This is a genomic window from Pelorhabdus rhamnosifermentans, from assembly GCF_018835585.1.
Taxonomy (GTDB): Bacteria; Bacillota; Negativicutes; order UMGS1260; family UMGS1260; genus Pelorhabdus; species Pelorhabdus rhamnosifermentans.
The window spans coordinates 128,535-151,912 of the sequence record NZ_JAHGVE010000008.1; the positions used below are offsets into that span (position 1 = coordinate 128,535).

General features: G+C 39.4%; 25 protein-coding genes. 20 read left to right on the forward strand and 5 right to left on the reverse strand.

The annotated features are described in order from the left end of the window. Positions 1–79 precede the first annotated feature (79 nt). The 8 genes from Ga0466249_RS11660 (at position 80) to Ga0466249_RS11695 (ending at position 7,152) form a co-directional block, all read left to right on the forward strand. Positions 80–2,206, forward strand: a complete 2,127-nt coding sequence (locus tag Ga0466249_RS11660) for a BglG family transcription antiterminator (protein WP_215829631.1) — start codon at positions 80–82, stop codon at positions 2,204–2,206. A gap of 95 nt (positions 2,207–2,301) precedes the next feature. Beyond that, the gene (locus Ga0466249_RS11665) at positions 2,302–2,607 is read left to right on the forward strand and encodes a PTS sugar transporter subunit IIB (RefSeq protein WP_215829632.1); all 306 of its coding nucleotides are present in this window, start codon (positions 2,302–2,304) and stop codon (positions 2,605–2,607) included. Positions 2,608–2,636: 29 nt separating this feature from the next. Then, positions 2,637–3,917: a PTS sugar transporter subunit IIC gene (locus Ga0466249_RS11670; RefSeq protein WP_215829633.1), complete on the forward strand. Its 1,281-nt coding sequence runs from the start codon at positions 2,637–2,639 to the stop codon at positions 3,915–3,917. Positions 3,918–3,937: 20 nt separating this feature from the next. Then, positions 3,938–4,327, forward strand: coding sequence for a tetratricopeptide repeat protein (locus tag Ga0466249_RS11675; protein ID WP_215829634.1), 390 nt, complete (start codon positions 3,938–3,940; stop codon positions 4,325–4,327). 46 nt (positions 4,328–4,373) lie between these two features. Next, positions 4,374–5,216, forward strand: a complete 843-nt coding sequence (locus Ga0466249_RS11680) for a class II fructose-bisphosphate aldolase (RefSeq protein ID WP_215829635.1) — start codon at positions 4,374–4,376, stop codon at positions 5,214–5,216. 139 nt (positions 5,217–5,355) lie between these two features. Then, on the forward strand, positions 5,356–5,967 hold the full coding sequence (locus Ga0466249_RS11685; protein ID WP_215829636.1) for a P-loop nucleotide/nucleoside kinase family protein: 612 nt from the start codon (positions 5,356–5,358) through the stop codon (positions 5,965–5,967). A gap of 516 nt (positions 5,968–6,483) precedes the next feature. Continuing rightward, a complete protein-coding gene (locus Ga0466249_RS11690) occupies positions 6,484–6,813 on the forward strand; it encodes a Ku family protein (RefSeq protein ID WP_215829637.1) in 330 nt (109 codons plus the stop codon). A 108-nt stretch (positions 6,814–6,921) separates the two neighbouring features. Further along, the gene (locus tag Ga0466249_RS11695) at positions 6,922–7,152 is read left to right on the forward strand and encodes a hypothetical protein (protein WP_215829638.1); all 231 of its coding nucleotides are present in this window, start codon (positions 6,922–6,924) and stop codon (positions 7,150–7,152) included. 62 nt (positions 7,153–7,214) lie between these two features. On the opposite strand, the gene Ga0466249_RS11700 is transcribed toward Ga0466249_RS11695, so the two are convergent. Beyond that, positions 7,215–8,165 (reverse strand): tripartite tricarboxylate transporter substrate binding protein, encoded by a 951-nt coding sequence (locus Ga0466249_RS11700; protein WP_215829727.1) that lies wholly within the window; start codon positions 8,163–8,165, stop codon positions 7,215–7,217. Positions 8,166–8,718: 553 nt separating this feature from the next. Here Ga0466249_RS11700 and Ga0466249_RS11705 point away from each other — a divergent pair. The 5 genes from Ga0466249_RS11705 to Ga0466249_RS11725 all read left to right on the forward strand — a co-directional run bounded on the left by Ga0466249_RS11705 (position 8,719) and on the right by Ga0466249_RS11725 (position 11,870). Continuing rightward, positions 8,719–9,204 carry a hypothetical protein gene (locus Ga0466249_RS11705; protein WP_215829639.1) on the forward strand — a complete coding sequence of 162 codons (486 nt, stop codon included), beginning with the start codon at positions 8,719–8,721 and terminating at the stop codon, positions 9,202–9,204. 22 nt (positions 9,205–9,226) lie between these two features. After that, entirely contained in the window at positions 9,227–9,712 is a 486-nt protein-coding gene (locus tag Ga0466249_RS11710) for a hypothetical protein (RefSeq protein WP_215829640.1), read from the forward strand. Between the two features lie 58 nt (positions 9,713–9,770). After that, positions 9,771–10,202 carry a membrane-associated protease 1 gene (locus Ga0466249_RS11715; protein ID WP_215829641.1) on the forward strand — a complete coding sequence of 144 codons (432 nt, stop codon included), beginning with the start codon at positions 9,771–9,773 and terminating at the stop codon, positions 10,200–10,202. Positions 10,203–10,418: 216 nt separating this feature from the next. Next, positions 10,419–10,934: a DUF6622 family protein gene (locus Ga0466249_RS11720; protein WP_215829642.1), complete on the forward strand. Its 516-nt coding sequence runs from the start codon at positions 10,419–10,421 to the stop codon at positions 10,932–10,934. A gap of 534 nt (positions 10,935–11,468) precedes the next feature. Beyond that, the gene (locus Ga0466249_RS11725) at positions 11,469–11,870 is read left to right on the forward strand and encodes a group II intron maturase-specific domain-containing protein (protein ID WP_246588652.1); all 402 of its coding nucleotides are present in this window, start codon (positions 11,469–11,471) and stop codon (positions 11,868–11,870) included. A 1,200-nt stretch (positions 11,871–13,070) separates the two neighbouring features. Here Ga0466249_RS11725 and Ga0466249_RS11730 read toward each other — a convergent pair. Further along, entirely contained in the window at positions 13,071–14,021 is a 951-nt protein-coding gene (locus Ga0466249_RS11730) for a tripartite tricarboxylate transporter substrate binding protein (RefSeq protein WP_215829728.1), read from the reverse strand. A 1,340-nt stretch (positions 14,022–15,361) separates the two neighbouring features. On the opposite strand from Ga0466249_RS11730, the gene Ga0466249_RS11735 reads away from it, so the two are divergent. The 3 genes from Ga0466249_RS11735 to Ga0466249_RS11745 all read left to right on the forward strand — a co-directional run bounded on the left by Ga0466249_RS11735 (position 15,362) and on the right by Ga0466249_RS11745 (position 17,613). After that, positions 15,362–16,324: a helix-turn-helix transcriptional regulator gene (locus Ga0466249_RS11735; protein WP_215829643.1), complete on the forward strand. Its 963-nt coding sequence runs from the start codon at positions 15,362–15,364 to the stop codon at positions 16,322–16,324. Between the two features lie 119 nt (positions 16,325–16,443). Beyond that, positions 16,444–17,070 (forward strand): type 1 glutamine amidotransferase family protein, encoded by a 627-nt coding sequence (locus Ga0466249_RS11740; protein ID WP_246588653.1) that lies wholly within the window; start codon positions 16,444–16,446, stop codon positions 17,068–17,070. Positions 17,071–17,379: 309 nt separating this feature from the next. Beyond that, positions 17,380–17,613, forward strand: a complete 234-nt coding sequence (locus Ga0466249_RS11745) for a hypothetical protein (RefSeq protein ID WP_215829645.1) — start codon at positions 17,380–17,382, stop codon at positions 17,611–17,613. A 78-nt stretch (positions 17,614–17,691) separates the two neighbouring features. Here the strand turns inward: Ga0466249_RS11745 and Ga0466249_RS11750 are convergent, their stop codons facing one another. From Ga0466249_RS11750 to Ga0466249_RS11760, 3 genes are all read right to left on the reverse strand, one after another. After that, the gene (locus Ga0466249_RS11750) at positions 17,692–17,958 is read right to left on the reverse strand and encodes a hypothetical protein (RefSeq protein ID WP_215829646.1); all 267 of its coding nucleotides are present in this window, start codon (positions 17,956–17,958) and stop codon (positions 17,692–17,694) included. Between the two features lie 129 nt (positions 17,959–18,087). Next, complete coding sequence (locus Ga0466249_RS11755; protein ID WP_215829647.1) at positions 18,088–18,726, reverse strand: DUF977 family protein; 639 nt, start codon at positions 18,724–18,726, stop codon at positions 18,088–18,090. A 425-nt stretch (positions 18,727–19,151) separates the two neighbouring features. Next, positions 19,152–19,553 (reverse strand): helix-turn-helix domain-containing protein, encoded by a 402-nt coding sequence (locus tag Ga0466249_RS11760; RefSeq protein WP_215829648.1) that lies wholly within the window; start codon positions 19,551–19,553, stop codon positions 19,152–19,154. A 504-nt stretch (positions 19,554–20,057) separates the two neighbouring features. On the opposite strand from Ga0466249_RS11760, the gene Ga0466249_RS11765 reads away from it, so the two are divergent. Genes Ga0466249_RS11765 through Ga0466249_RS11780 form a run of 4 tightly spaced genes read left to right on the forward strand, consistent with a single transcriptional unit; the run spans position 20,058 to position 23,368 of the window. Next, the gene (locus Ga0466249_RS11765; RefSeq protein ID WP_246588654.1) at positions 20,058–20,744 is read left to right on the forward strand and encodes a class II aldolase/adducin family protein; all 687 of its coding nucleotides are present in this window, start codon (positions 20,058–20,060) and stop codon (positions 20,742–20,744) included. Then, positions 20,729–21,781: a zinc-binding dehydrogenase gene (locus Ga0466249_RS11770; protein ID WP_215829649.1), complete on the forward strand. Its 1,053-nt coding sequence runs from the start codon at positions 20,729–20,731 to the stop codon at positions 21,779–21,781. The genes Ga0466249_RS11765 and Ga0466249_RS11770 overlap by 16 nt, the downstream gene beginning before the upstream one ends. Before the next feature lie 21 nt (positions 21,782–21,802). Continuing rightward, entirely contained in the window at positions 21,803–22,105 is a 303-nt protein-coding gene (locus Ga0466249_RS11775) for a PTS sugar transporter subunit IIB (protein ID WP_215829650.1), read from the forward strand. Between the two features lie 6 nt (positions 22,106–22,111). Beyond that, positions 22,112–23,368 (forward strand): PTS transporter subunit IIC, encoded by a 1,257-nt coding sequence (locus Ga0466249_RS11780; RefSeq protein WP_215829651.1) that lies wholly within the window; start codon positions 22,112–22,114, stop codon positions 23,366–23,368. Positions 23,369–23,378 lie beyond the last annotated feature (10 nt).

The window sequence follows — 23,378 nt, forward strand, 5'->3', positions numbered from 1 at the left end:
TTTGCAAAAATGTTTTGCAAAAAGTTCTACTTTTTCCGATTATCATTAGTCTTTATACTAAACATGAGAGGTGGACACCATGACTAGCAAAGAAGTAGAGTTAATTTTGCTCTTAGCATCACAAAATGAATATACTACGTACCATGAATTGAAAACAACATTGCAAAAATCCGAAAGAACAATTCGGTATTATTTAGAACAAGCAAATCAACTTTTACAGCAAAACCACTTACCGCAGATTGAGCAGGATCGCAAGCTTGGTGTTAAATTACAATTTACAGCTTCTCAAAAAGAGCATTTTTCTTATTTGCTTAAATCCGGTCAATATCATGTGGAGTATTATTCGGCGGAAGAACGGGTGCTCATGATCCTATTCTCGATTTTAGACGAAAAAACACCGGTCTTTGCTACAGTTTTTATTGAAGATTTGATTACCAGCAAAAGTTCTATAGATTCAGATATGAAGACCATCCGTAAGCAAGCTCAAGAATATGGGGTTGTGGTCAAAAGCGTACCTAAAGAGGGTTTTAAGTTTCTTGGGGATGAATGGTCAATTCGTTTATTTATTAATAATGTCATTAATAAATATATCAATTTAGAAATGATGATGGATCATTGTAGCAGTCATTCAATTTTTTCTAAGAAAGAAAAGATCGTCACTTCTTATTTGCAGGAAGAGATTCTTTTTAAAATTTATCAGTCTCTCCAACAAATCGCACGAACAGATGGGCTAGCCTTTAATGAAATGTACTGCCGGCAAATGTCTATTATTTTTGCTATCTGGTATAAACGTTTTACCCAAGGTTATATGGTAAATTGTACGAATAGTCTGCCACTTCGATATGAGAAACTACATTCCTATCAGATCGTTATTCAATTATTGCAAGAGGTTATGGGGATTAATGCCAGCGAAATCAGTGAATATGAACGGTATTATCTGTGCTTTATTATTGACAGTTTTAATATCAAAAATCCGGCTGCTTTAAAAATCGATTGGGGTGGATTGCAATTGCTGACAATTCAGTTGATTAAAGAAATGGAAAAGATAACAGCCATTCCTTTTCTCGACGATAAGGAGCTGTTTGAACGGCTATTCAACCATATCGAGCCTCTGGTTAACCGGAGCAAAAATGGGGTAAGCATCTTTAATCCTCTTAAAAATATGATTATGGAGCAATATAGCATTACTTATAATGCAGTTTGTAAAGCCGTCAGAATCGTAGAAGAATATTGCCGCCAGAAGATTTCAGAAGAAGAAATCGCCTATATCACACTCCACTTTAGTGCTTCCGAGGAAAAGCTTGCTCAGCATAATCCAGGGAAATATCGGGTTGTGGTTATTTGTGGCCATGGTGTAGCAACCGGTGAACTATTAGCGGAAAATCTAAAGAAATATTATCAGTTTGATGTTATCGGGGTAGTCAATGGTTATGATCTTCATGCGATTAAGCGTCTGGGAGCTGATTTTGCCTTAAAAACAATTGATATTGAAATTAGGAATCTGCCTTCTCTTAAAATAGATCCGGTTTTGACAGAATATGATCGAAAAAAAATAAAAAAATTCATTGAAAGTAATCCAGATATTAAAAAGACGGGAGGAGCCAATTTTGATGCAGTTAATTTTTTTAAAGACATTTGTAAAATTGCTGAAAAACACAGCATGAAAATAAAGATGGAAAATTTCATCGAAGAACTCGAAGAACTATTTGAAAAAAACAAAATCATTCTTAATCGGCAGGGGGTTCAGCCAATGATCCATGAAGTACTTAAAGATCATCATATTTTACTACAGCATACATCAAGAGATTGGGAGACATGTATTAAAGATGCTGCGCAGCCATTACTTGATGATCACTATATCAATCAAGATTATGTTGCAGCGATGATTGCGGCCGTCAAAAAATACGGACCATATATCGTTATCGCAAAAGGGGTTGCGCTTGCTCATGCGCGGCCGGAAGATGGCGTTGCAAAATTAGGGCTGAGTATCATGACATTAAAAGAACCAATTTGTTTTGGTCATGAATCAAATGATCCTGTGAAATTAATTTTCTGTTTAGCAGCAATTGATAATTTTTCACATTTGAAAGTCATGAAATCTATTGTAAATATTATTGGTGAAGAGTGGAAAATTGATAAAATATCAAACCAATATACTGTTGATGCTTTAAAACAGGTATTGGTTGAGTTTGAGGAGGGCGTATAGATGATAAGAAAAGACTAGCTGTTGTTACAAGCACCGGAGATGCTATTGTATATTGGCGGAAAAGCGTCAAAATTATTAAATAAAGAGGGGTAGAGATGAAGAAAAAAATCAAAATGTTAATGGTGTGCGGGGCTGGGCTGGGTAGTAGTTTTGCTTGTCAGATGAGCGTTGAAGATGTTTTGAACAAGATGGGTGTGGAAGCCGATTTGGATCATTGTGACATTTCGTCGGCGGTTTCCATGAATCCAGAAGTTATCATTACAGCCATGAATTTTAAAACACAATTTGAACAGTTTACCATTTCAGATACAACGACAATCTTATATTTAAAAAATATTGTCAGTAAAGCAGAAATTGAAGAGAAACTAACTCCGTTATTAAAGGCCAAAGGTGTGCTATAGAGCTACGATAAAGATAAGGGGGAATAGTGGTGTCAATTATCAATTTCATCATTACCAATATTTTGACGCAGGCGGCCATTACGATTGCTTTGATTGCAATGCTTGGCTTGATTTTGCAGAAAAAATCGATTGGTCAGATAATAGCAGGAACGTTTAAAACATTGTTAGGGTTTATGGTATTATCTGCTGGTGCTGGCATTATCGTTGGCAGTCTGATTTATTTTGGCAAAATTTTTACTGAAGGCTTTCATATGCAAGGTATCATACCTTCAATAGAAGCGATTAACGGGCAGGCCATGAATGAATTGGGGCTGGGCAGTCCGATTGCCTTTACTTTTCTGGCTATCTTTGTTGTTAATATTATCATTGCGCGTTATACGAAATGGAAATACATCTTTTTAACCGGTCAGGCTATTCTGTGGATGGCCACGATGTGTACAGTATTTGGTTATAGCGCAGGTTTTAGAGGTGCCACTTTGATTATTGTCGGCGGTGTTGTCGGGGGGATTTTTGCTGTAGCTATGCCGGCTTTTGCCCAGCCTTTAATTCGCACGATAACTGGCAGTGATGATATTGCCCTAGGACATTTTTGTACTATCGGTTATTTATTTGAAGCAGGGGTGGCCAAATTGGTGGGCAACCCTGAAGAGTCTACTGAAGATATCGAGCTTCCTAAGGGCTTTGAGTTTTTACAAGATACCTATCTGTCTGTTATGGTTGTTATGGTACCGCTATATTTAATAACTGCGTTTTTTGCCGGACCTGAGTTTGGTGGAAATTTAGCTGGGCATACAGATTATCTGGTATATGCATTTTTGCAAGCTATTCAGTTTGTCGTTGGGGTCTATGTATTGCTGGCCGGAGTACGATTGATTTTAGCAGAAATTGTGCCTGCATTCCGCGGTATTGCTATGAAACTGGTGCCGAATGCTATACCGGCACTTGATTGTCCGGTGCTGTTTCCTTATGCACCACATGCCGTTATTATTGGTTTCGTGACTACTACGATTGGTACAGTTATTGCGATGTTTGTATTACCAATGTTTGGGTTAGCGATGATCCTACCGGGTATGTTGACCAACTTTTTTGCCGGCGGTACGGCAGGAATTTTTGGCAACGCTACCGGCGGTAAACGGGGCGCGATTATTGGCGGTATTGCCCACGGATTTTTTATCACATTGCTGCCGGCGCTGTTAGTGACTATATTTAGTCACCTGGGATTTGCTAATGCAACGGCTACGGATGTTGATACGGTTGCTGCCGCATTATTGTACGCTTGGATTATTACACCATTGATGAGTATATTCTAAGAAAAAAAGAGGGATTCTACATGTTCTTCTTTAAGAAAAAAAATCAATCGACAGATGTGGCAGCTAGTACAACAAAGACGGAAGTTGTTGGGCCGGATCTGCGTGTCAGAATCGAACAACTGAAAAATGAATTAGAGGTAGCGAACAGTGATTTGAGGATACAGATATTAAATGAATTAGGCAGCAAGCTATTTGCACTACAAGAAACAGATGCTGCTATCCAATATTATGAATTGAGTATCCAGGAAAATCGCTCCTTGGGCAAAGCCTATACGGATTTACTAAAATTATACAATATCAAGAGAAAAGAAGCTGCTCTAAGCAATAATGATAAACAAGTACAGCAATATTTGAATAAGATTGATGCTTTAATGAAGCTTTCTAAGGATGTAATCCGCGGCTTAGATTGATAGGGCTATAGCTTTCAGTCAGAATAACGGTAGGAGGAAATATGGCATGTATACGACTTTAAAAAGAGTGACAGATAAAGCGATCCGTTTGAATTTTACAGTTGGGGCATTTAATATGCATAATTTAGAAATGCTGCCAGCAATGATTCGGGCCGCAAAAGACATGGGATCACCAATTATCATTCAGACCAGTGTAGGAACAGCTGAGTATATTGGTTATGGTGTGATTGTAAATGTGTGTAAACATTTAGCCGAATATGAAAGTACCGAAGTAGTGCTGCATTTAGACCATTGCAATAATTTTGCCGATATACGAAAAGCAATTGATGCTGGCTATTCTTCTGTCATGTATGATGGTTCATCTTTATGTTTCAAAGAAAATGTGCTGAGAACACAGGAAGTTGTTGAGTATGCTCACACGCGAGACGTATCAGTTGAAGGCGAATTGGGAGCAATTGGCGGAATAGAAGATGGTGTTGTTGTACAAGAAAGCAAAAAAGCTTATACCAATCCGGAAGATGCAAAGCGCTTTGTTTTTGAGACGGGTGTTGATGCTTTAGCAGTTGCGGTTGGTACCAATCATGGTCAGTACAAATCAAAGACTGAATTAAACATACCTTTATTAAAAGAAATCCATAAAACAGTGGACATTCCGCTGGTGATTCATGGCGGAACTGGTGTAAAGGATGAAGACATTCAGCAATGTATCAGGTATGGTGTGCGCAAATTTAATGTAGGAACTGAATTGTTAGTCGGGTGGACGAGAGAAGCGGCAAAATTATTTTCGCAAAGTAAAGATAATACTTCATTACGAAAAAATATTGTTCCTTGTAATGAAGTGGTTGCTGATGTGATTAAACATAAAATTGGCATTTTCCTGAATGCTTAGAAGACGATTTATTATTTAATATGCAATGCTTTCGGGTTGTTATAAGTCTTGTCGAACAGACCATATGGCTATGAAATGCCATTGGAAGTTCTTGAAGATATATAATGACCTCTTATTTTGTAAAAGGAGTATTTGTAAAATGCATAAAAATCTTATATTACTGACTGGATATCCGGGTACAGGAAAAACATATTTGTGTAATACCATACTTAGTTGGAGAGATTCCTTTGTTGTAGTATCACCGGACGATATTAAAGAGAAATTCTGGGATAAATTTGGATTTAACAATGTAGAAGAAAAAGAAGGGGTCATACAGCTCAGTTGGAATTATTACTATAAAAAAATAGAAAAAATCATGCAAGAAGAGTCATCCATTATTTCAGATTATCCTTTTAGTGATAAACAGCGACCCAAGATTTCGCTTTTGTCCTCGAAATATGGTTATCGGGTTATTACTATTCGGTTAATTGGCAATTTGGATATATTATTTGAACGCCAAAAGAAAAGAGATGTTGATCCCAATAGACATGCAGGACATATCCTCAATTGCTATCACCAGGGAGATACAGTAGATTGCAGAAATGAGGCGGAAGGGTTACTGGACTATAAAGAATTTATAAAACGCTGTCAAACCAGAGGCTATGGAACTTTTGAATTGGGAGATTTAATTGAAATTGACGTGACGGATTTTGCTTTAGTTGATTATCCTAGCTTGTTGCAGCGTTTAGAAGAAATGCTAGGGAATCGCTGAACTATTGTTGAAAATATATTGAAAGGCGAGAGAGCGGCTTGTGGATGATGAAGGTCGTTCTCTTGTTTTATACCTGTCTTATAGTGGGAATAAAATATAAAGAGATATGTGGGGAAATCAACAAACTAGTGTAGCGTCTATTTTGTAAATTAAATTAGTTTAGGATATAAATGCTTTAATTTTATTCCTAGGAGTGTGACGGGAACTGTGTAAATGGAATAATTCGCTAAAATCTGTGGGAACCTAAATAATGCTTTTATTCATGCGCAGGATAGGGCAACCCAGAGGTGTGACCCGAGCGGCGTGTGAGGTTAGGCGAGACGGCGATGCTCAAGAGAGTGTCGTTTTTTTCGCCGCCTTACATGCCAAGGGGACGGGATTGTCGACACTGTAATATAGAGATGTTGTCAGTAACCCCGAGGCATAAACGGGATGTCAACCCCGTCCTCTTGACATTGTAACAAAGAATATCTAGCTGCATTAAGACCATACCAAAATATATTGAGTCTTTCGGTCATGCTATTCTCAGATGAGATTGTTAGCGTTGATGAATTCAATGAAGTACCCGAACAAATAGAGCTCAACAAAAGAGAAGTTGATATGGCAAAGCAGCTAGTTGAAACAATTACTATGGAATTTGAGCCGGAGAAATATAAGAATGAGTATTATTATCAGATTTTAAAGATGATTGAAAAGAAAGCAGAAGGGGAAGTAATTGAATCACAGCCAGCTGCTACAAATCAAGGCAAAGTCCTTGATCTTATGGCTGCGCTTGAAGCAAGTTTGACACAAATAAGGGGAAAAGAAAAGAAACTAACAAAAAGAAAACTCAAGAAAGAGGCATAAATTTTGGGCCTCTTTTTTTATTGCCATTTATTCCAACTTGCTTACCATGAACATATGTTCCATAATCATAAAAACAAACATATGTTCTAAATAAAGGCGGTATTAAACATGGGAAAGATATTTGTAAAAATAACAGCAGAGCACGATACGAATGGGAAAGTGCGTCCGCTTGAAATGGTGTGGGGTGATGGACGGCGGTTCGCCATTGATCGTATTTTAGATGTTCGGCAGGCAGCTTCATTAAAAGGCGGCGGATTAGGAATGCGATACACTTGCCGGATATGCAATAAACAAGTGTATTTATTTGATGATGAAGGTCGCTGGTTTATTGAAGTCTAGAGCGATAAACTGACCAGCGATAGTTTGAGTGGGGCCCATTTTCATTCACGTGTTAGCTTTATCTATTGTCTTTCAGAATTGATTAGGTCTGCAATGCCTGTTTCTTGAACAATTTTAGATAATTTCTCGCTATCGGTTAGCCATTTTTCTTCCGACTCTTTAGAATCTAAATAATTAATTTGCAGTCCTAAACTTTCCATTTGTTTTTTAAATTCAGGTTCATTGATCATTGCGTTCAATCCTTTAACTAATTTCGATTTGATATCAGCAGGTATTTCTTTTGGAACTGCCACTCCATACCAATTACTGAAAGCAACATCCAGCCCTTGTTCTTTAAATGTTGGTACATCTGCAAGGAGGGGATCATTTAAGCGTTGTGTAGATGTTATTGCTAATGCTCTAACTGAACCGCTTTTAATTTGTTCCTTAACTGATGCCGGATTAATAAAAACAGCCTGAACATGGTTGCCTAGTAAAGAGGCCATTGCTTCTGACGAACTTTGGAAAGGAACTTGGGCAAGAACAATATCTGCTGCTTTAGCAAATGTTTCGCCAGAAACGTGGCCTATTGTACCTGCGCCAGCATGAGCAAATTTAACTTGTCCGGGATGTTTTTTTGCGTATTCAATTAAGTCATTAGTGGTTTTCCATGGTTGGTCAGCTCGGACAGCCATTACTATTGGTAAATCAGAAATTTGTATCAGTGGCTCTAAGTCGGTTGGGTAATTATATTTAGATATACCGTACAAAGGATGTAGCAATATTTCAATTCCGGTCATTCCGATCGTATAGCCATCCGGATTGGATGTAACTAATTGATTCCAACCTGTTGTGCCTGCTCCACCTGGCTTGTTAATAACAATTAATGGCTGTCCTAAATATTTAGGCGCATTCTTTTCCAGAATCCGGGCTACCAGATCTAGTCCTGCTCCAGGACCAAATGGTACAATTAAAGTAATAGGTTTATTAGGATATTTCTCTACCTTAGGGGTAATAACTGTCTCGCTTTGCATGCTTGTACAACCTCCAATCATTGTTGAAATAAGCAAAAAGGCTACCAACATAAATAACGTTTTTTGTCGCACATAACCATCTCCTTATTTCCAAAATACTACATTTAATAGGAAATTCCTGCAATTAAATGTAATTTAATATACAATATTGTGTATTTATGGTAGCTGTTGAATGGTAAGCAGACGAAGCGCCTACTTTGGCCGTAATGGATGGGGTAGGGACTGTTTTTGTTTTATATTAAAACTAGGTCGGAGAAATTATAAAATAGACATTCTTTTTACAATTATAGTTGTATCATGATAATAATAATTTGATGGGTATATTATTTTGCTAAAAAATATTTTAATTGTCATAATTTGGTCATATATTTTTGGTATTATGTAACTGTACCTAAAGTCAAAGACGGCAGGTGGTTATGTTAGTATGCTGAGCAAGGATTTCAGTGTAATTACGTGTCTGGCTGAGTTGGCATTGGTCAGGTTCATGACCACCAGATTTCCCGAAAAAAGCTCTAGATAAGTTATCAATTTTTGTTTTTAGGGAGGAACTAAGTTGAATGAGTCTCAAAAATGGTATCTTTGCAGGCGAGATATTGGGGTAACTTTAGTAATAACTTTGTTTGCATTTCTCACTAATCCCATTATTAGTGCGTATCAAATACTCCATATAAGAGATGACATGGGTATATTAGGAGGACTTACTATTACAGTATTCGTTCTTGTAGAATCGTTACTGATTCGTACACAGCATTACTGGAAATGGATTGTCTTATCAACATTTTTTTTCACAGCAGCAGCATATATAAGAGGAGGATTTTCTGAGTTTGGCACTGTGTTAAGCACTATAGCTTTCATAATAGCAAATGGTGCAATATTTTTATTGTTATTTGCCATTCCGGCTTCTGCAATCGTATATTTTCTAAAGAAGAAAATAAAATATGGCTTTAGTTTGGAAAGCATGAAAGACTCCTCAACCATAATTATATTCATTGCTCTTATTTGGGAATTACTTCCCATTTGGATTATTTTTGGTAAGTAAAATTGTATGAGGAGGAGCAATTTTGGCGGATAGCGATTATTCATTAACGGTTTATATTGCTGTGAGGGGATGCCCTATGGTGAGAGATGATGAAAGTGCAGCAGACCCAAGCAGTGTAGGTCATATGTGGATTAGCTTGGATGATAATACAACAGGATTAAAGGAATCATACGGATTTCACCCTACAAAGGAAGGCATGCCGATTTGGTCAGGGGAAGTTAGAACTGACGATCTTCATGCATATACGCAAATTTATTATCAAAAATCTTTTCCCATTACTAAAGATACGCATGACAACTTACATGATTATTGTCAGATAGCCCGCAAATGTCATACCTTCGGATTTTATTCGGGTATTGGAAACGCCTGCGTAGACTTCGCATGGGATGTGATGCACGCTGCCGGAATTCCTATACCAGCTTTAATGTATGTTTTTCCAGTTGTGAAAGATTGGCCGACATGGAATGCCAGTCTAGTGGATATTGCATATGCAAATTATATGGAATAAATTTACATAAGATATTTATAAACAACAATTAGATTTGAAAGGTTACGGAGGTTTTATAATGGGTTTTAAATTATCAGTTGAAGGATCGGACAAAATAAAATTAGGTGTAGATGTAATTCGCTCTGTACATGTGGAAGTAGGTACGCCCAGCGATTCAAGAGCTAAGTCTACTGATGTTGCTGCCACAATGTGGGTGACGGGTAAAATCATTTCTACTGAAAGTACGGGCACCTTAAAACTATTTGATTGGTCGTTAGTTCCAGCACAAAGTTCAGATGCCTATCGCAATGTAATCGTTGAAGTAATTGCCAATGATCTAGTTGTAAGGAGAATACCTTTTTCAAATGCTTTTGTCATCGATTATAATGAAAGATTTATTGATAGCACGGGTGTTGGTGAATTTGCATTGGTTTTAAGGCAGAAGGCAGATCAACTACATCAGGTGAAGCCTACAGGTGGTCTAGCATTAGAAGATTCAGCATTGAGCTAGACCATTCTAGGGCATTACTTAGAGTACGAAATTCGCATAATATGGCAAGCACCTTGTATAAATTATTTGTATTTCTGCATCACCCTCAATCGGTTTATTCCGGTTGGGGGCTTTTTTGATTATTGCAGGACAATAATAAGGCTGTATGGAATTATTTATAAATCATAATTTTGTAGCGAAATTATGATTTAATACACATAGTCGGGAAGATGATTTATGCTGGAGAGGATTTGGCAGATAGCAATACATACACCGGTGTGGGTTTATTTATTGTTGATATACCTAATTATTGTAGGCATAAAAGCTTCTAAAACGCGAGTTACTAAGTTGCAACGTATATTTACTATTCCTACTATTTTAGCAGTCATGTCAGTAAATACTTTAATGGTAACAATTACTGTTGTAGATTATCTCATTGTTAGTAGTTGGATAATTGCTATACTCATAGGAATTCTATTAGGGTGGTGGCAAGTGAAGCGTTTAGGTATAAGAGTTGATAAGAAACGCTTACTTATCCAAATTCCGGGGACCTGGAGTACAATGTATATTATAATTGCCATCTTTGTTACTAAGTACTATTTTGGATATGAACAAGCAACCGATCCAATATTTGCGGAGCAATTAGGACTAAAAGTCAGCATGCTAGCAGTATCCGGAGTGTGTACTGGTTTATTTATCGGAAGGTTAATTGGTTATCTTTATCATTTTAAGAACAGCACAGAAGTATATTGATCCGTTCGCCGGATCGGGGAAGCTGCTAAGAATACAGGAAGACAATTTATTGGAATTGAAAAAGGAAAAGAATATGCTGTTGTAGTAGTAGGGCGGTTAGGGGTATGACGAAGCCCATTCTTAGCAAAACGCTAGGGATGGGCTTTTTTGCGTGCGCCCAGCATGGGCGCTTACTAGTTGGTGAAAGTCCAATACGGGGGTTGATAGTGCCAACCTTTAGCTCAAGACAAGGGTGTCCACCGTGAGGTGGAATCTGAAGGAAGTCGGCGGCAAAGCTCCGGTCTGAGGAACACGAACTGCATAGAAGGCATATGTTCGCTGGGTAAGTTTGCGCAACAAAACGAAGCCCTAAACTATTCGAAGCGGGCAGTGTATATGTAGCAGATAGATGGAGTGAAAGTAAGCGTTCTTACCTGGGGAGATCTGACAGATAAGTTGTGGACATGAATTTGAAAACAGCAAACCATGTAGAGATACGTGACTGAATCGTCAGAAGTCAGCAGAGGTCATAGTACCAGAGTGGATATATACACCATGGGAAGGACCGAAAAATTCAAGCAAAAACTTAAGAAAATAACCGGGCGAAGCAATGCCATGAGCATGGAGCAAAGAAGTATAAAGCTTCGACAGTGTATCGTGGGATGGGTGAATTATTTTGGCATGGCCGAAATGAAGGTTATAGCCAAAGCATTGGATGAGTGGCTTCGAAGAAGGATACGAATGTGTTTCTGGAAACAGTGGAAGAAAATCGGCACAAAACACGATGGTCTTGTGAAACTTGGCCTAGACAACCACAAAGCGTGGGAATACGCCAACACAAGAAAGGGCTACTGGCGCATAGCCAATAGTCCAATCCTTGCACTGACGCTCACCAATGGATACCTAAAGAAAATTGGTTTTGTAACAATTAGTGAAAGATATTCATTAGTACATTAATTCTATTGAACCGCTGTATACCGAACGGTACGTACAGTGGTGGTGTGCTGCGGAAGGCACATCAGAGATGAGGGAAGGCCCCTCGATGGGGACTGAATCAGGCAGACCCATCAAACAACCCTAAGCTGCTGCAATAAAGAGTTGTGGTGGTTAGCATCTAGGGAAAAGGTTGCATTAAAGCAATCATGTGGGATATGCGAAGGTGAACGAAAGTGAACCGCTGAAGAAGTATCGATAGCGTAAAACTTTGTCAAAACCTGTTGTTCACCACTAGGCAGGGATAAGAGCAGTAGAAAACCTGAGTAGCTGACTGCTTGGCAAACGGTATTAAGGCGGCACGAGCGCATATTGGGCTCTGATGTGAAACACAGGAACCTGCATGACGATGATAAGTGAAAAGACACAAGTCGCAGAAAGACAAGGTCGAAATAACAAGGCGCAATGCAAGGGCGGAGGTGCTCGTAGTAGCTAAGAAGTTGCTGTAATGGCAATGGAGCAAAGGGGCACCATCATTCAGCTCGAAAACTGAGAACAACTGTGAGAGCAGGAGGATTTAATATGTCGTAAATTGTCGTAGTCGTTGGCAAAAAAGATCTTGTGAAAACATAATAATCCCTCTTGACTGTCACCATAAAGGTGACATACAAATAAATGTTAAGTCACCTTTATGGTGACGAATGGCAATAAGATGAAAAGTTGTCGTTTGTATTTAGAAAAACGGTATGTGGATTTACAAAAGCGTAAGTCGTGAATATCCAAGCTAGACTGTAACAAATTATCGAATCGGTCGCCGCGGGTTAATAGAGATATGGATGCATGAAAAAGTGGGGTGGTGTTAGTTGCGCAAATCTTGGGAAGTGACTAAGGCGAAGAAAGTCGGATAAGAATCTTAGATTACTAAAGCGAGAGAAGTTGGATAAGAAGCAAGCAATACTCTAAGAGATAAAAAATGTTCTGTAAACTATGGAACCAGGAACTACGGACTTTACCGCTTCCTGGTTTTTGCTGTTTATGGGGTTTCACCTTCAATCGGTTTATTCCGGGTGGACATTTTTGCTATCTCCGGCAATTCCTAGATTGGGGTTGAGGACGGGCTGCTGGAAATAAACAGCGGGATTAAAATATGACTTGGCTCAAAAATTTAGCCTCACTCAAGCGAGTGGGGCTTATTTTGATTGATGTGGTTTTGGCTAGCTTTATCTATTGTTTTTGAGATTTGATTAAGTCTACAATGCCTGTTTCTTGGACAGCAGCGGTTAATTCTTTGTTTTCTACTAACCATTGTGTTTGTGATTCTTCAGGACCTAAATATTCATATTGTAGACCTATATTTTCAATATCTTTTTTGAATTCAGGGGCATTAATTATAGCCTTTAATCCTTCAGATAATTTGGCTTTTACATCGAGTGGTGTTTCTTTGGGTACTGCTATGCCCATTTTGACACCATAAACAATATCTATCCCTTGTTCTTTAAATGTTGGAATATTTGTGAAAAGTGAGCCAGTCAGGCGATATTTACCTGCTACGGCTAAAATTCTGACTGTCCCATTCTTCATTTGTTCTTTGATTACCCCGGGATTTGTAAATATAACTTGAACATGTCCACCTAATAAGGCAGCCATTACCTCTACCGAGCCTTGAAAGGGAACCTGATTCATAATAATACCAGTTTTCTTAGTAAAAGTTTCGCCCATAATATGGGGAATTGAACCAGTACCAGCGTGACCAAACTTTAATTGTCCTGGATGCTGCTTAGCGTAACTAATAAGATCATCAACAGATTGCCATGGTTGGTTAGTTTGAACAGCCATGACGTATGGAGTAGATGTAATTTGCGCTAGGGGTTCTAACGCGGTTGAGTAATCATATTTCGTAGATACAAATAAGGGTTGTAAAAATAATTCAGAAGTCGAGAGACCGATCGTATAACCATCAGGGTTGGAACTAGCCAGTTCATTCAAACCAATAGTAGTTGTTCCCCCAGGTTTGTTAACAATCGTTAATGGTTGACCTAAATCTTTTAAGGCCGATTTTTCTAAAATTCGAGCTGTTAAATCTGCAGCCGTTCCTACGCTCCACGGTACAATTAAAGTAATAGGTTTATCAGGATATTTTTCAACCTTAGGCTTAATGACAGTTGAACTTTGCATGCTTGTATAGCCTCCAATCATTATTGAAATAAGTAAAAAGGCTGCCAACAAAAATAACGGTTTTCGTCGCACATAAACACCTCCTAACTTCCAAAATACTACATTTAAAAGGAAAATCCTTCAATTAAATGTAAATTGATGTACAATATTGTGTATTTATGGATGTAGAAGTAATTAACATAGATTTAAACAATGTACCGACTGCAATAAAAAAACTTCTAGCGAGTTTGCTGGAGGCTTTATATCGTATCGATTATAATGAAGCCTAAGGAAAAGATATAAAGGGCGGCTGTGGACCGATATTGAATGATAAAATGACGAAGCGTCTTTTCTGCCTGCGCTGACCTAAATAAAAAGGTATTCAGATTATCAGGTTGAAATTGACTTAATATAAGTTGCTACTATTTTAGGAATAGGCCCAAGAATAGATGAAAGCAGGCTATTATGAATTTTATATCTGCCAAAGAGCACTATAACTTATTGATATGGTAGGAAGATGATTCTGAGGCAAGAGTAAAAATACAGAAGACCATTTAACTTAAAAAATGCGATAGGTTTACAGCAGCTTGATTGTGTAACTAGAAATAAGTACATAAGAATATTTAAAAGAAACATAACTTATCGATTTGACAAATTGAAGACTCACAGAAATTAATCGAGAAATTGTTTTAAAGGCATAAGCGGGATGGCAATAACCCCGTCCCGTGCGCCAAGAAGCGCACGGAGTATAGCGGGTGAGAATCCCGCCTGAGAAGGCCTAGCCAGTCACTCAGTATCCAGCCTTGGGACTGAAGCGGTAACGCCAAGTCTAAGCGTAGGCAGGAAAGGTAGTAGGCCGAAAGCACAAGTTGAAGATGTAGAACCCCGAAATGGTTGATATTGGGAAAGGTCGATGCATGGGACGAGCAGAAGACAACACTGAGTCTAGCGAAGAAGGCAAGCTAGATGCGGCGCCCCGGGGTCGAAGGTCTTGGCATGCTACACATTGTTACTCCGTGTGAACTTGGGAGACCCTGCCGCCCTCCAAGGGAGTATGGCGGACAAGTTGAAGACGAGGAAGCCAAATAGTCGGCAGGGAGTCGGATTACGTCATAATTTTACTGATGAGGCGGGGTAATGCTCGCAGAAGGAAGGGCGTAACATAGCAGTGCCCTTGAAAAGGGAAACAATGCTGAACTGGAGGCAGAAGAAACATTGGAAACAAAACTAACAAGGATAGCCGAACAGCCAAACAACGACCAAGAATCAAATTGCAAACCTTGATACATGTTATTGACGAAGAAAGTCTGAAAGTAGCACATAGCTGCATTAAATCAACTTATTAATCATGGAGGGGGCATATGGCAAAAAACGATAATATGCTAGCAATTTTGTGGATGTTAAATTCAGGTGTAAAAATAACTGCAAAGCAAATAGCGGAAAAATTAGAGATAAATATACGAACCGTGTATCGTTATATTGATTCACTCTGCGCAAGTGGAGTACCAATTGTTTCAGATACAGGGCAGAAAGGTGGATATAGTTTACTGAACAATTTTATCCATGCACCTTTGGTTTTCGATATTGAAGAACAAAAAGCGCTGCTTCATGCTGCCGTATTTGCCAACGAAGCGGGATACCCTTTCAGTGAGTCGTTAAACAATGCAACACAAAAATTAAAAATGTATTCAAACCGGGAACAGGAAAACATCCTCAATCGCCACTTAGCCGGTTTCGAAGTGATAAACCGTGATATTGCCTCATCTGTTAAATTGATATTGGAAGAACTGGAGCGAGCTGTAGCAAACGAATATTCTGTAGAAATTGAATACCGTACAAGCCATGAAGAACAACCACGGTCAAGAGTGATTGACCCTTATGGAATTCTCTATTGGAATAATAAATGGTATACGATTGGATTTTGTCATCTTCGAAACGGAATTAGAAGCTTTCGTGCTGAACGGATTTTACATATAAAGCAAACACAAAGGATATTTAAGCGTCCTGAAGCCTTTTCAGCTAGGGAGTTTTTTTTACAAAATCTTTTGCCTGATCCAGAAAGCAAGGATGGAATGATTTCAATAATTATCAAAGGTAGAGCAGAAGCTTTGGACGATCTGTGCATCCATTGGTTTTTAGGTCATCATCTGAAAGAGAGGACTTCGAGTCAAGCGACCTTTTTACTTGACGAAAGAGCAGTCCATGCATATGTACCCAATTTTCTCCTACCCTACGGAAAGGCTATTCAAGTGATTGAGCCGCAGAGTTTGAAGAAAAAACTTGTTTCTGTTGCAGCGGAATTAATGGAATATTATCAATTATAGATAGCTTCGCTGACAGTAGTTGTCAGTGAAGCTGTTTTATCATGGAGATAAACATCGTTCTTTATCATGTATGGACGTTTGATTAACGCTCAATAAATATCAAAATGGGGGACATGCAAATGAATAATACTGTTTATCTTTATGTGTTTGATACGATGGCAGATTGGGAAATAGGGTATTTAACTGCTGAACTGAACTCAGGTAGATATTATAAGAAAGGATTAGCTCCATCAAAAATTGTTACTGTGGGTATTGAAAAAACTCCTGTCACTACAATGGGAGGCTTGAAAATATTACCGGATGTTAACCTGGACGGGTGCAACATCGAAAATGCAGATGCTTTGATTTTACCTGGCGGTAATACTTGGACAGAAACAATTCATGAACCTATATTGGCAAAGGCAGAGCAGTGTTTAATGGAAGGTCTTATTGTAGCAGCGATTTGTGGCTCTACAGTAGGTCTTGCTAGGAAAGGGTTGCTTGAATCGAGCTGGCATACAAGCAATGACTTAAACTATCTTAAGATGATCTGCCCGAACTATGCAGGAGAAAAGTACTATAAGCAGGAGTCTGCCGTAACTGACGGAAAACTGATAACTGCTTCTGGAATAGCTCCGTTGGAATTTTCCTTACATGTCTTAAGAGCTTTAGATGTATTTTCTGAAAAAACATTAGATGCCTGGTATAATCTTTATAAGACTCATGAATCCGGATATTTTTATGAGTTGATGAATTCAATCCAATAACGAGTGTATAATGCATGTTATCCTTTGGCAACTTGCGTTGCTGATGTTAAGCTTTTGTTGAAAGGCTATTATACCAGCAATGGGCTTCTAGCATAAGACGGCATCTTTGTTGTATGCTCAAGTCACCCTGTACTTGGAAACATAACAATGCTAAAATTGAATATAATGAGCGACAAATGCTCCGCTGTAGACATTTCGCAGGACGACGTAAACAAAAGTATGATTCGCTGCCCTAAAACTTCGATCAGCGAATCATATCCATAATATATGCAGCCCTAGTGGCTGCTTTTTAACGTGGATTTTTCAGAAATGTTGACGTTACATATATATGGAATATTACGGTTAATTGTTACGATTTTCTGTTCCATTACTACACATACCCCTGCACCTGCACTAGCAAATTGGACCGGTACTATCATGGATAAGTGGAATGAAGGGCCTGTCACTTTTCTAAAGGTTTTACGCGACTTCGATAAAAAGGAAGTCGTGTTTCATAAAGGTTATATTTTTTCGCATGCGGCCGATAAGCTGAAACTGGCTTAGCAGAAAATAATGCCGGATAATATCGGCTTATTCGCTGATACCATCCGGCATTATTTTCCTTAGCGTACGCTAAATCGGTCATTGCAGGGGAAAATTTTGCTTAGCGTACGAAATCCGCGTTTTGCTGGCGAGACCCCCTAAAAGACAATAGCTTCCCGTACCGATCACGCAGTAGAGATAAGTTAGCGCAATTAGCGCAAGCATCCTGTCGATAGCTTGTGCTGAACGCAGTACAACAACAGCATTATCAATCCCATTCAAGTAAAAATAAGTAAGCGAAGCAATCTTTCGATTGCTCCACTTACTTATTTTATTATTGTACTTTGCCTTCTTCTGAACATGCACGTGCTAACCAACTGGATGCGGAACCACTTATCAAGTTGATTGCAGAATGTACCCTAGAAACCCAAAGAAATTATTGTAGGCTGAAGCCGTTTCTAACTTTTTCCCAGAATTATCATTACCTAAACATATTTATTGAAAAAGCCGGTAACATGTGGTCTTTCCCTTACCTTCTTGAATAAGCTGCCCATTTTTCATCATTTTTTTTAACAGGCGGCCACTTGTTGTCTGTCCGATACTTAACAGCTTTTCAACTTCCTTCCGTGTAACCCTACCTTGTTTTCTGGCCAGCTGCATTACTTTTTCCGCTTGGCTGTCACTTTCATCGCTTAACTGTTTTTTCTCAGTCTGAGCATTGAGATTTGGCAGGATAATCTTAAAAGCATTATCTGATGTTTCAATCTGCGGCGTCTTTCCGCTTCCTTCATAAGCATTCATAATCTTTCGCATACCAGTTCCGTAGGCTTCAATCAGTTCCAAACGATAAAACACATTTGCCAGCTTTGTGTTACGGCAAACAGAAATACCCATCAGCACGTCATTCAATGTTACCCCGGAAACAAGACCGCCAATTGAAGTAAATTCTATTCTATCGTTATAGATACTGATGAGCGTGCTGGCTCTGAACGAGTATTCCCGGTGTACAAGGGAATTTAGCAAGGCCTCCCTGACAGCCACCTCAGGGTAATCCCTGGTATCGATACGCCGCAGCTTATCAAAAGTGGAGCGGGTCTGATTGTGAAAATCGATATAATCATAAACCTCTGCCATCTGTTTAAACAGAGAGCCGGACTTATATTCTAACCATTCTAACCATTCTTGTCAACTTTTTGGTTAGAATGGTTAGCTTTTTTGGGGGATAGGGCACTGGATGGATATGAAAAGGCAGCTTCACATGTTTAAAACTCATGACAAGATAGATTGCCTGTAATTGGATTTTTTGACGGAATAGTAGAAGCTGAAGCATTTATTACTGCTGACATTCTTTTTTATTCGTTCCCAAACAATTTTACCCAGGTACTTTTTAAAATTTGAATACTATCATTTTCCCGTTGGTTAACCGTGTGCGCGTGAAACCCATATAGCTTGCCGAATTCCTTTTTCGTCAGTCCCAGGCTTTCACGCAACCCCCGTATTTGCTGACCTTGTCCATTGTATAAACTATGATTACCCTTTTTGGGGGCTAATCATAGTTATTACAGTTTTTTTTCATCGTGAGCGGCATAGTATTCTTTAAATGCAGTCTTGAACTGTACTTTTGTCCAACCGCGTAGATCGGGATCGTCGCTTTCCATTAAGTCTCTTAATATAGCTATCATATTTTTTAAGTCGGGGTCAGAAATTGCCTCGACTTTTTGTGCTTTGTCGTCTATAAGAACTATTCCTTTTAATAACCATTCCAAAGAAACGTTATAAAAATTGGACACTTTAAACAAATATTCTAGACTTGGCTTCTTTCCGTGCTCGCAATCTCTTACATATCCATACTTATAGCCAAGCGGTTCACCAAATGCTGTCTGAGACAATTTGGCGCGGACTTCTCTTAATCGTATTCCAATTTCTTTATAGTTGGGTTCAGCTTGGTCGAGATTATCCATGGGTACCATCCTCTTTTATCTCTAATAGGAGTTAATTTTCGTTGACTTCGGCGTCTATAGGATATATAATTAATTTGCAAGTATAAATTTGTATATTTAGTATCTTCAAAAAAATATCGCATCACACATGCGATGAAAGGAGGCAAAAAAGCGCAGCAGAAGCCTGCCAAAGCCCCCAGCGTTCGGGACGCTTATGCCAAAAGAAAAAGTCTATCATTACTTAGCTGAGTTGGTCATTTACGGTTTGTGACGAAACCCTAAATGACGCTGAAATACAGTACAACTTGCAGCTGTGTTTCAGTGCGCCCTGATGGCGATAACGTCTCAAGACATACGGGTGTAAAAATTTTCTAATCATTTTTATTATACCGTATCTTTCAGAAAACGTAAACCGCATAACATCATGCGGTTTGTGTAGCGGAAAGGAGAATGCAAAAATCGTATGATATGTTTTTTAATGAGTTTTTAAAGATGTTTTAAATAAAATGTACAAGGAGGCAAAGTATGGACAAAAGTTTGGCAATTAAGCAGGAAATTGTATTTTATGCAAAGCTTTTGGATGCCAAAGGGTTGGTGAATCCTTTGGAAGGAAATATTTCTGTTTTCGACAGGGAGACCGGCGGACTGTATATTACACCTTCCGGCACAAGAAAATCGTTGTTGACAGCAGATCAGATTGCTGTTGTGAAAGATGGCGTGCAAATCGAGGGAACCAGAAAACGTTCCAGCGAGTACCTGCTGCATGAAGCTGCACTTCGGGTACGGCCGGAATGTAATGCCGTCGTCCACACGCATGCACCTTATTTGACTGCGTTTGCTTACTGCAACAAGCCGATTCAGCTTCGCTGTTCTACGACATTTGGCTTGCTGTTTGAAGATGTTCCTTGTTTGCCGTACGGACAGCCGGCGACAAAGGCTATTGCTAATGGCATAGAGGATGCTATGAAAGATCATGATCTCGTGCTGCTGGCAAATCATGGCTGCGTGTGCGCTGGAATTGACCTGGAAAAAGCGGTTGCTTTTTTGGAAGCAGGGGAAGAGGTTATGAAGATTTATTTTATTGCAAAATCCATTGGCGAAGTACAGGATATTCCGCAGGAAGATTGGGAAAAAATGTGTGATACGCATGTGGGCAGCAAAAGAAATCGGTATAAAAACGTGGATGAGGTGATGAAATGCAGGCCGCAATGATGTATGGACCCAATGATATTCGAGTAGAAGATATCCCAAGGCCGAAGTGCCCTCCCGGTGGGCTTATTTTAAAAGTCATGGCTGTAGGTCTCTGTGGTTCGGATATTCGGAATATGGCTACAGATTCCTGTAAGGGAAGATATCCGCATATCTTTGGGCATGAAATTGTTGGATTTGTTGATGAACTCGATGCGGAGGTTCCAAAGTATAAGATCGGGGATCGGCTTTATATTTATCCGGAGGATCACTGTTTAAAATGCGAGTCTTGCCGCGACGGGCATAGTGAAAACTGTACGGATCCAGGGGACTACATCGCACGGCAGGGCGGCTTTGCGGGCTACGTACCGGTAACTAAAGAACAGCTGGAAAGAGATTCTGTATTTGAGCTTCCAACTGGCGTGAGCTTTGAAAGGGCTTCTTTAAGCGAACCCTTATCTTCGGTATATGCCTGTCAGGAAAACATCGACATCACCTTAGGCGATACTGTGGTTATTATCGGCGCCGGTCCGATCGGGTGCTTTCATGCACAGCTTGCAAAATTAAGAGGCGCAGCACGGGTCATTATGCTTGAGATCAATGATGTACGGTTGGCGATGACAAAGCGTTTTGGTGCGGACTTCATCATTAACAGCACAAAAGAAGATCCGGTTCAGCGAGTAAAGGAAATCACCGAAGGCAGGGGCGCAGATAAGGTTATATCTGCAAATCCGTCGGTACAGGCGCAGGCACAAAGTATCTATATGGCAAGGCAGGGTGGAATTGTTGTCTTCTTTGGCGGTGTTCCGAAAGGCAGTTTGTGTGAATTGGATACGAACTATATCCATTATCATAACCTTTGGATTTACGGACATTTCGGGGCGAGCAGCCTGCAGGTACAAAAAGCCTTCGAACTTGCAATTTCAGAAAAATTTCCGGCGGATAAATTTATAACACATGTTTTTCCGCTGAAAGAAATTAACCAGGGAATAGAACTTGCCCGAAATGGAGAGGCAATCAAGGTGGTATTACTTCCAAATAGAAGTATTGCTATAAATTAAGATCGGAGAGGGGTTATAAAAATGATCAAGGGTTTAGTTGCGTGTGGGAGCGGTATTGCTACATCAACAGTCGCACAGGAAGCTGTCAAAAAGATCCTGGCAGAAGCAAATATCCAAGCGACCATCACCAAAGGGAGTCTTACGGAAATCCCGGTAAAACAAGATGCAGTAGATATTATTTTTGTTACTTCAAACTACAACGAACCAACAAAAAAACCACTTATTAAAGTATTTGGCTTGATTTCAGGAATCAACAAGGAAGGCATTAAAAAGAAAATCATCGAAACCTGCAGAAAAATTGAAAGTGAAAGAGTGGGGGGCTGATAACCTATGGATGTGTTGTTAAGTGTAGTGCAAACTATTCTGGGGATGGGCGCCGTTGTTATTCTGCCAATTATGATTTTTATTTTGGGTCTTGTTTTCAGAATGAGAGTAGGCGCATCTTTACAGGCCGGTCTTATGATTGGTATCGGGTTCCAGGGGCTCCTTTTGGTTATTGGTCTTTTGATGTCCTGTATTAAACCGGTTGTTGAATACTATCAGGGGATGGGAAGCGGTTTTACCACCGTCGATATCGGCTGGGCTGCTTTGGGGGCTGCGTCATGGACGGTTCCTTTTGCACCGATTGCAGTTCCGCTCATTATTTTGGCGAATGTGATTTTAATAAAATTCGGTTGGACAAAAGTCATGAATGTTGATATGTGGAATTTTATTCACTTCCTTATTCCCGGTGCACTCGCGTATGTACTCTTTAACAGCGTTATTCTTGGAATTGTCGTTACCGTTGGTCTCTCGATTGTGGCATTGTTTATCTCGGAAAGAGTGGCTCCGTATTGGGAAAAAATATATGGGCTTGAAGGAACAACGTGTACATGTCTCTCGTTTATCAGCTACATGTGGCCTTTGGCAATTGTCGTCAATAAAATTATCGATTATATTCCAGGCCTCAACAAGATGGAAGTGGATTTGAGCAGTCTTCAGTCGAAAGTTGGTTTTTTCGGAAATCCGGCATTCATCGGTTTAGTTGTTGGTATTTTGCTTGGCTTTGTTACACAGCAGCCGTTTACTGTCATCGCGATGATCGGTATGGGGCTTGCTAGTGTCCTGCTTTTGATTCCGCGTATGGTTGCTGTCATGATGGAAGGTTTGACTCCGATTGGCAATGTAGCAAATGATTTTATGAAAAAGCATGTGGGTGAAGATGTAAATATTTATATTGGTATGGATGTCTGCCTCGGTCTTGGCCATCCGGCATGTATTGTCTGTACAGCACTTTGCATTCCGTTTACGATTCTGCTGGCGTTTATTATTCCGGGCATGTCCTATTTCCCTATTGGGTTGCTCACCTCGGTGTGCTATATCACAGTTATGTGTGTTATGGCCAGTGAAGGCAAGCTGGTAAGATCTCTTATCTGTTGTATGGTAAGCATGGTTCTTATCACCTGGGGTGCGAATCTGTTTGCTGTAGAGGCTACGGCTCTTGTAAATTCAACGCAGATGCATGTAAATGGTCTTATTACAGATGGGTACTTCGGGTTCAACCTGCCAGCGATTATTATAAGCTTGTTATCGAGAGCTCTGGGATAAATGGATACGA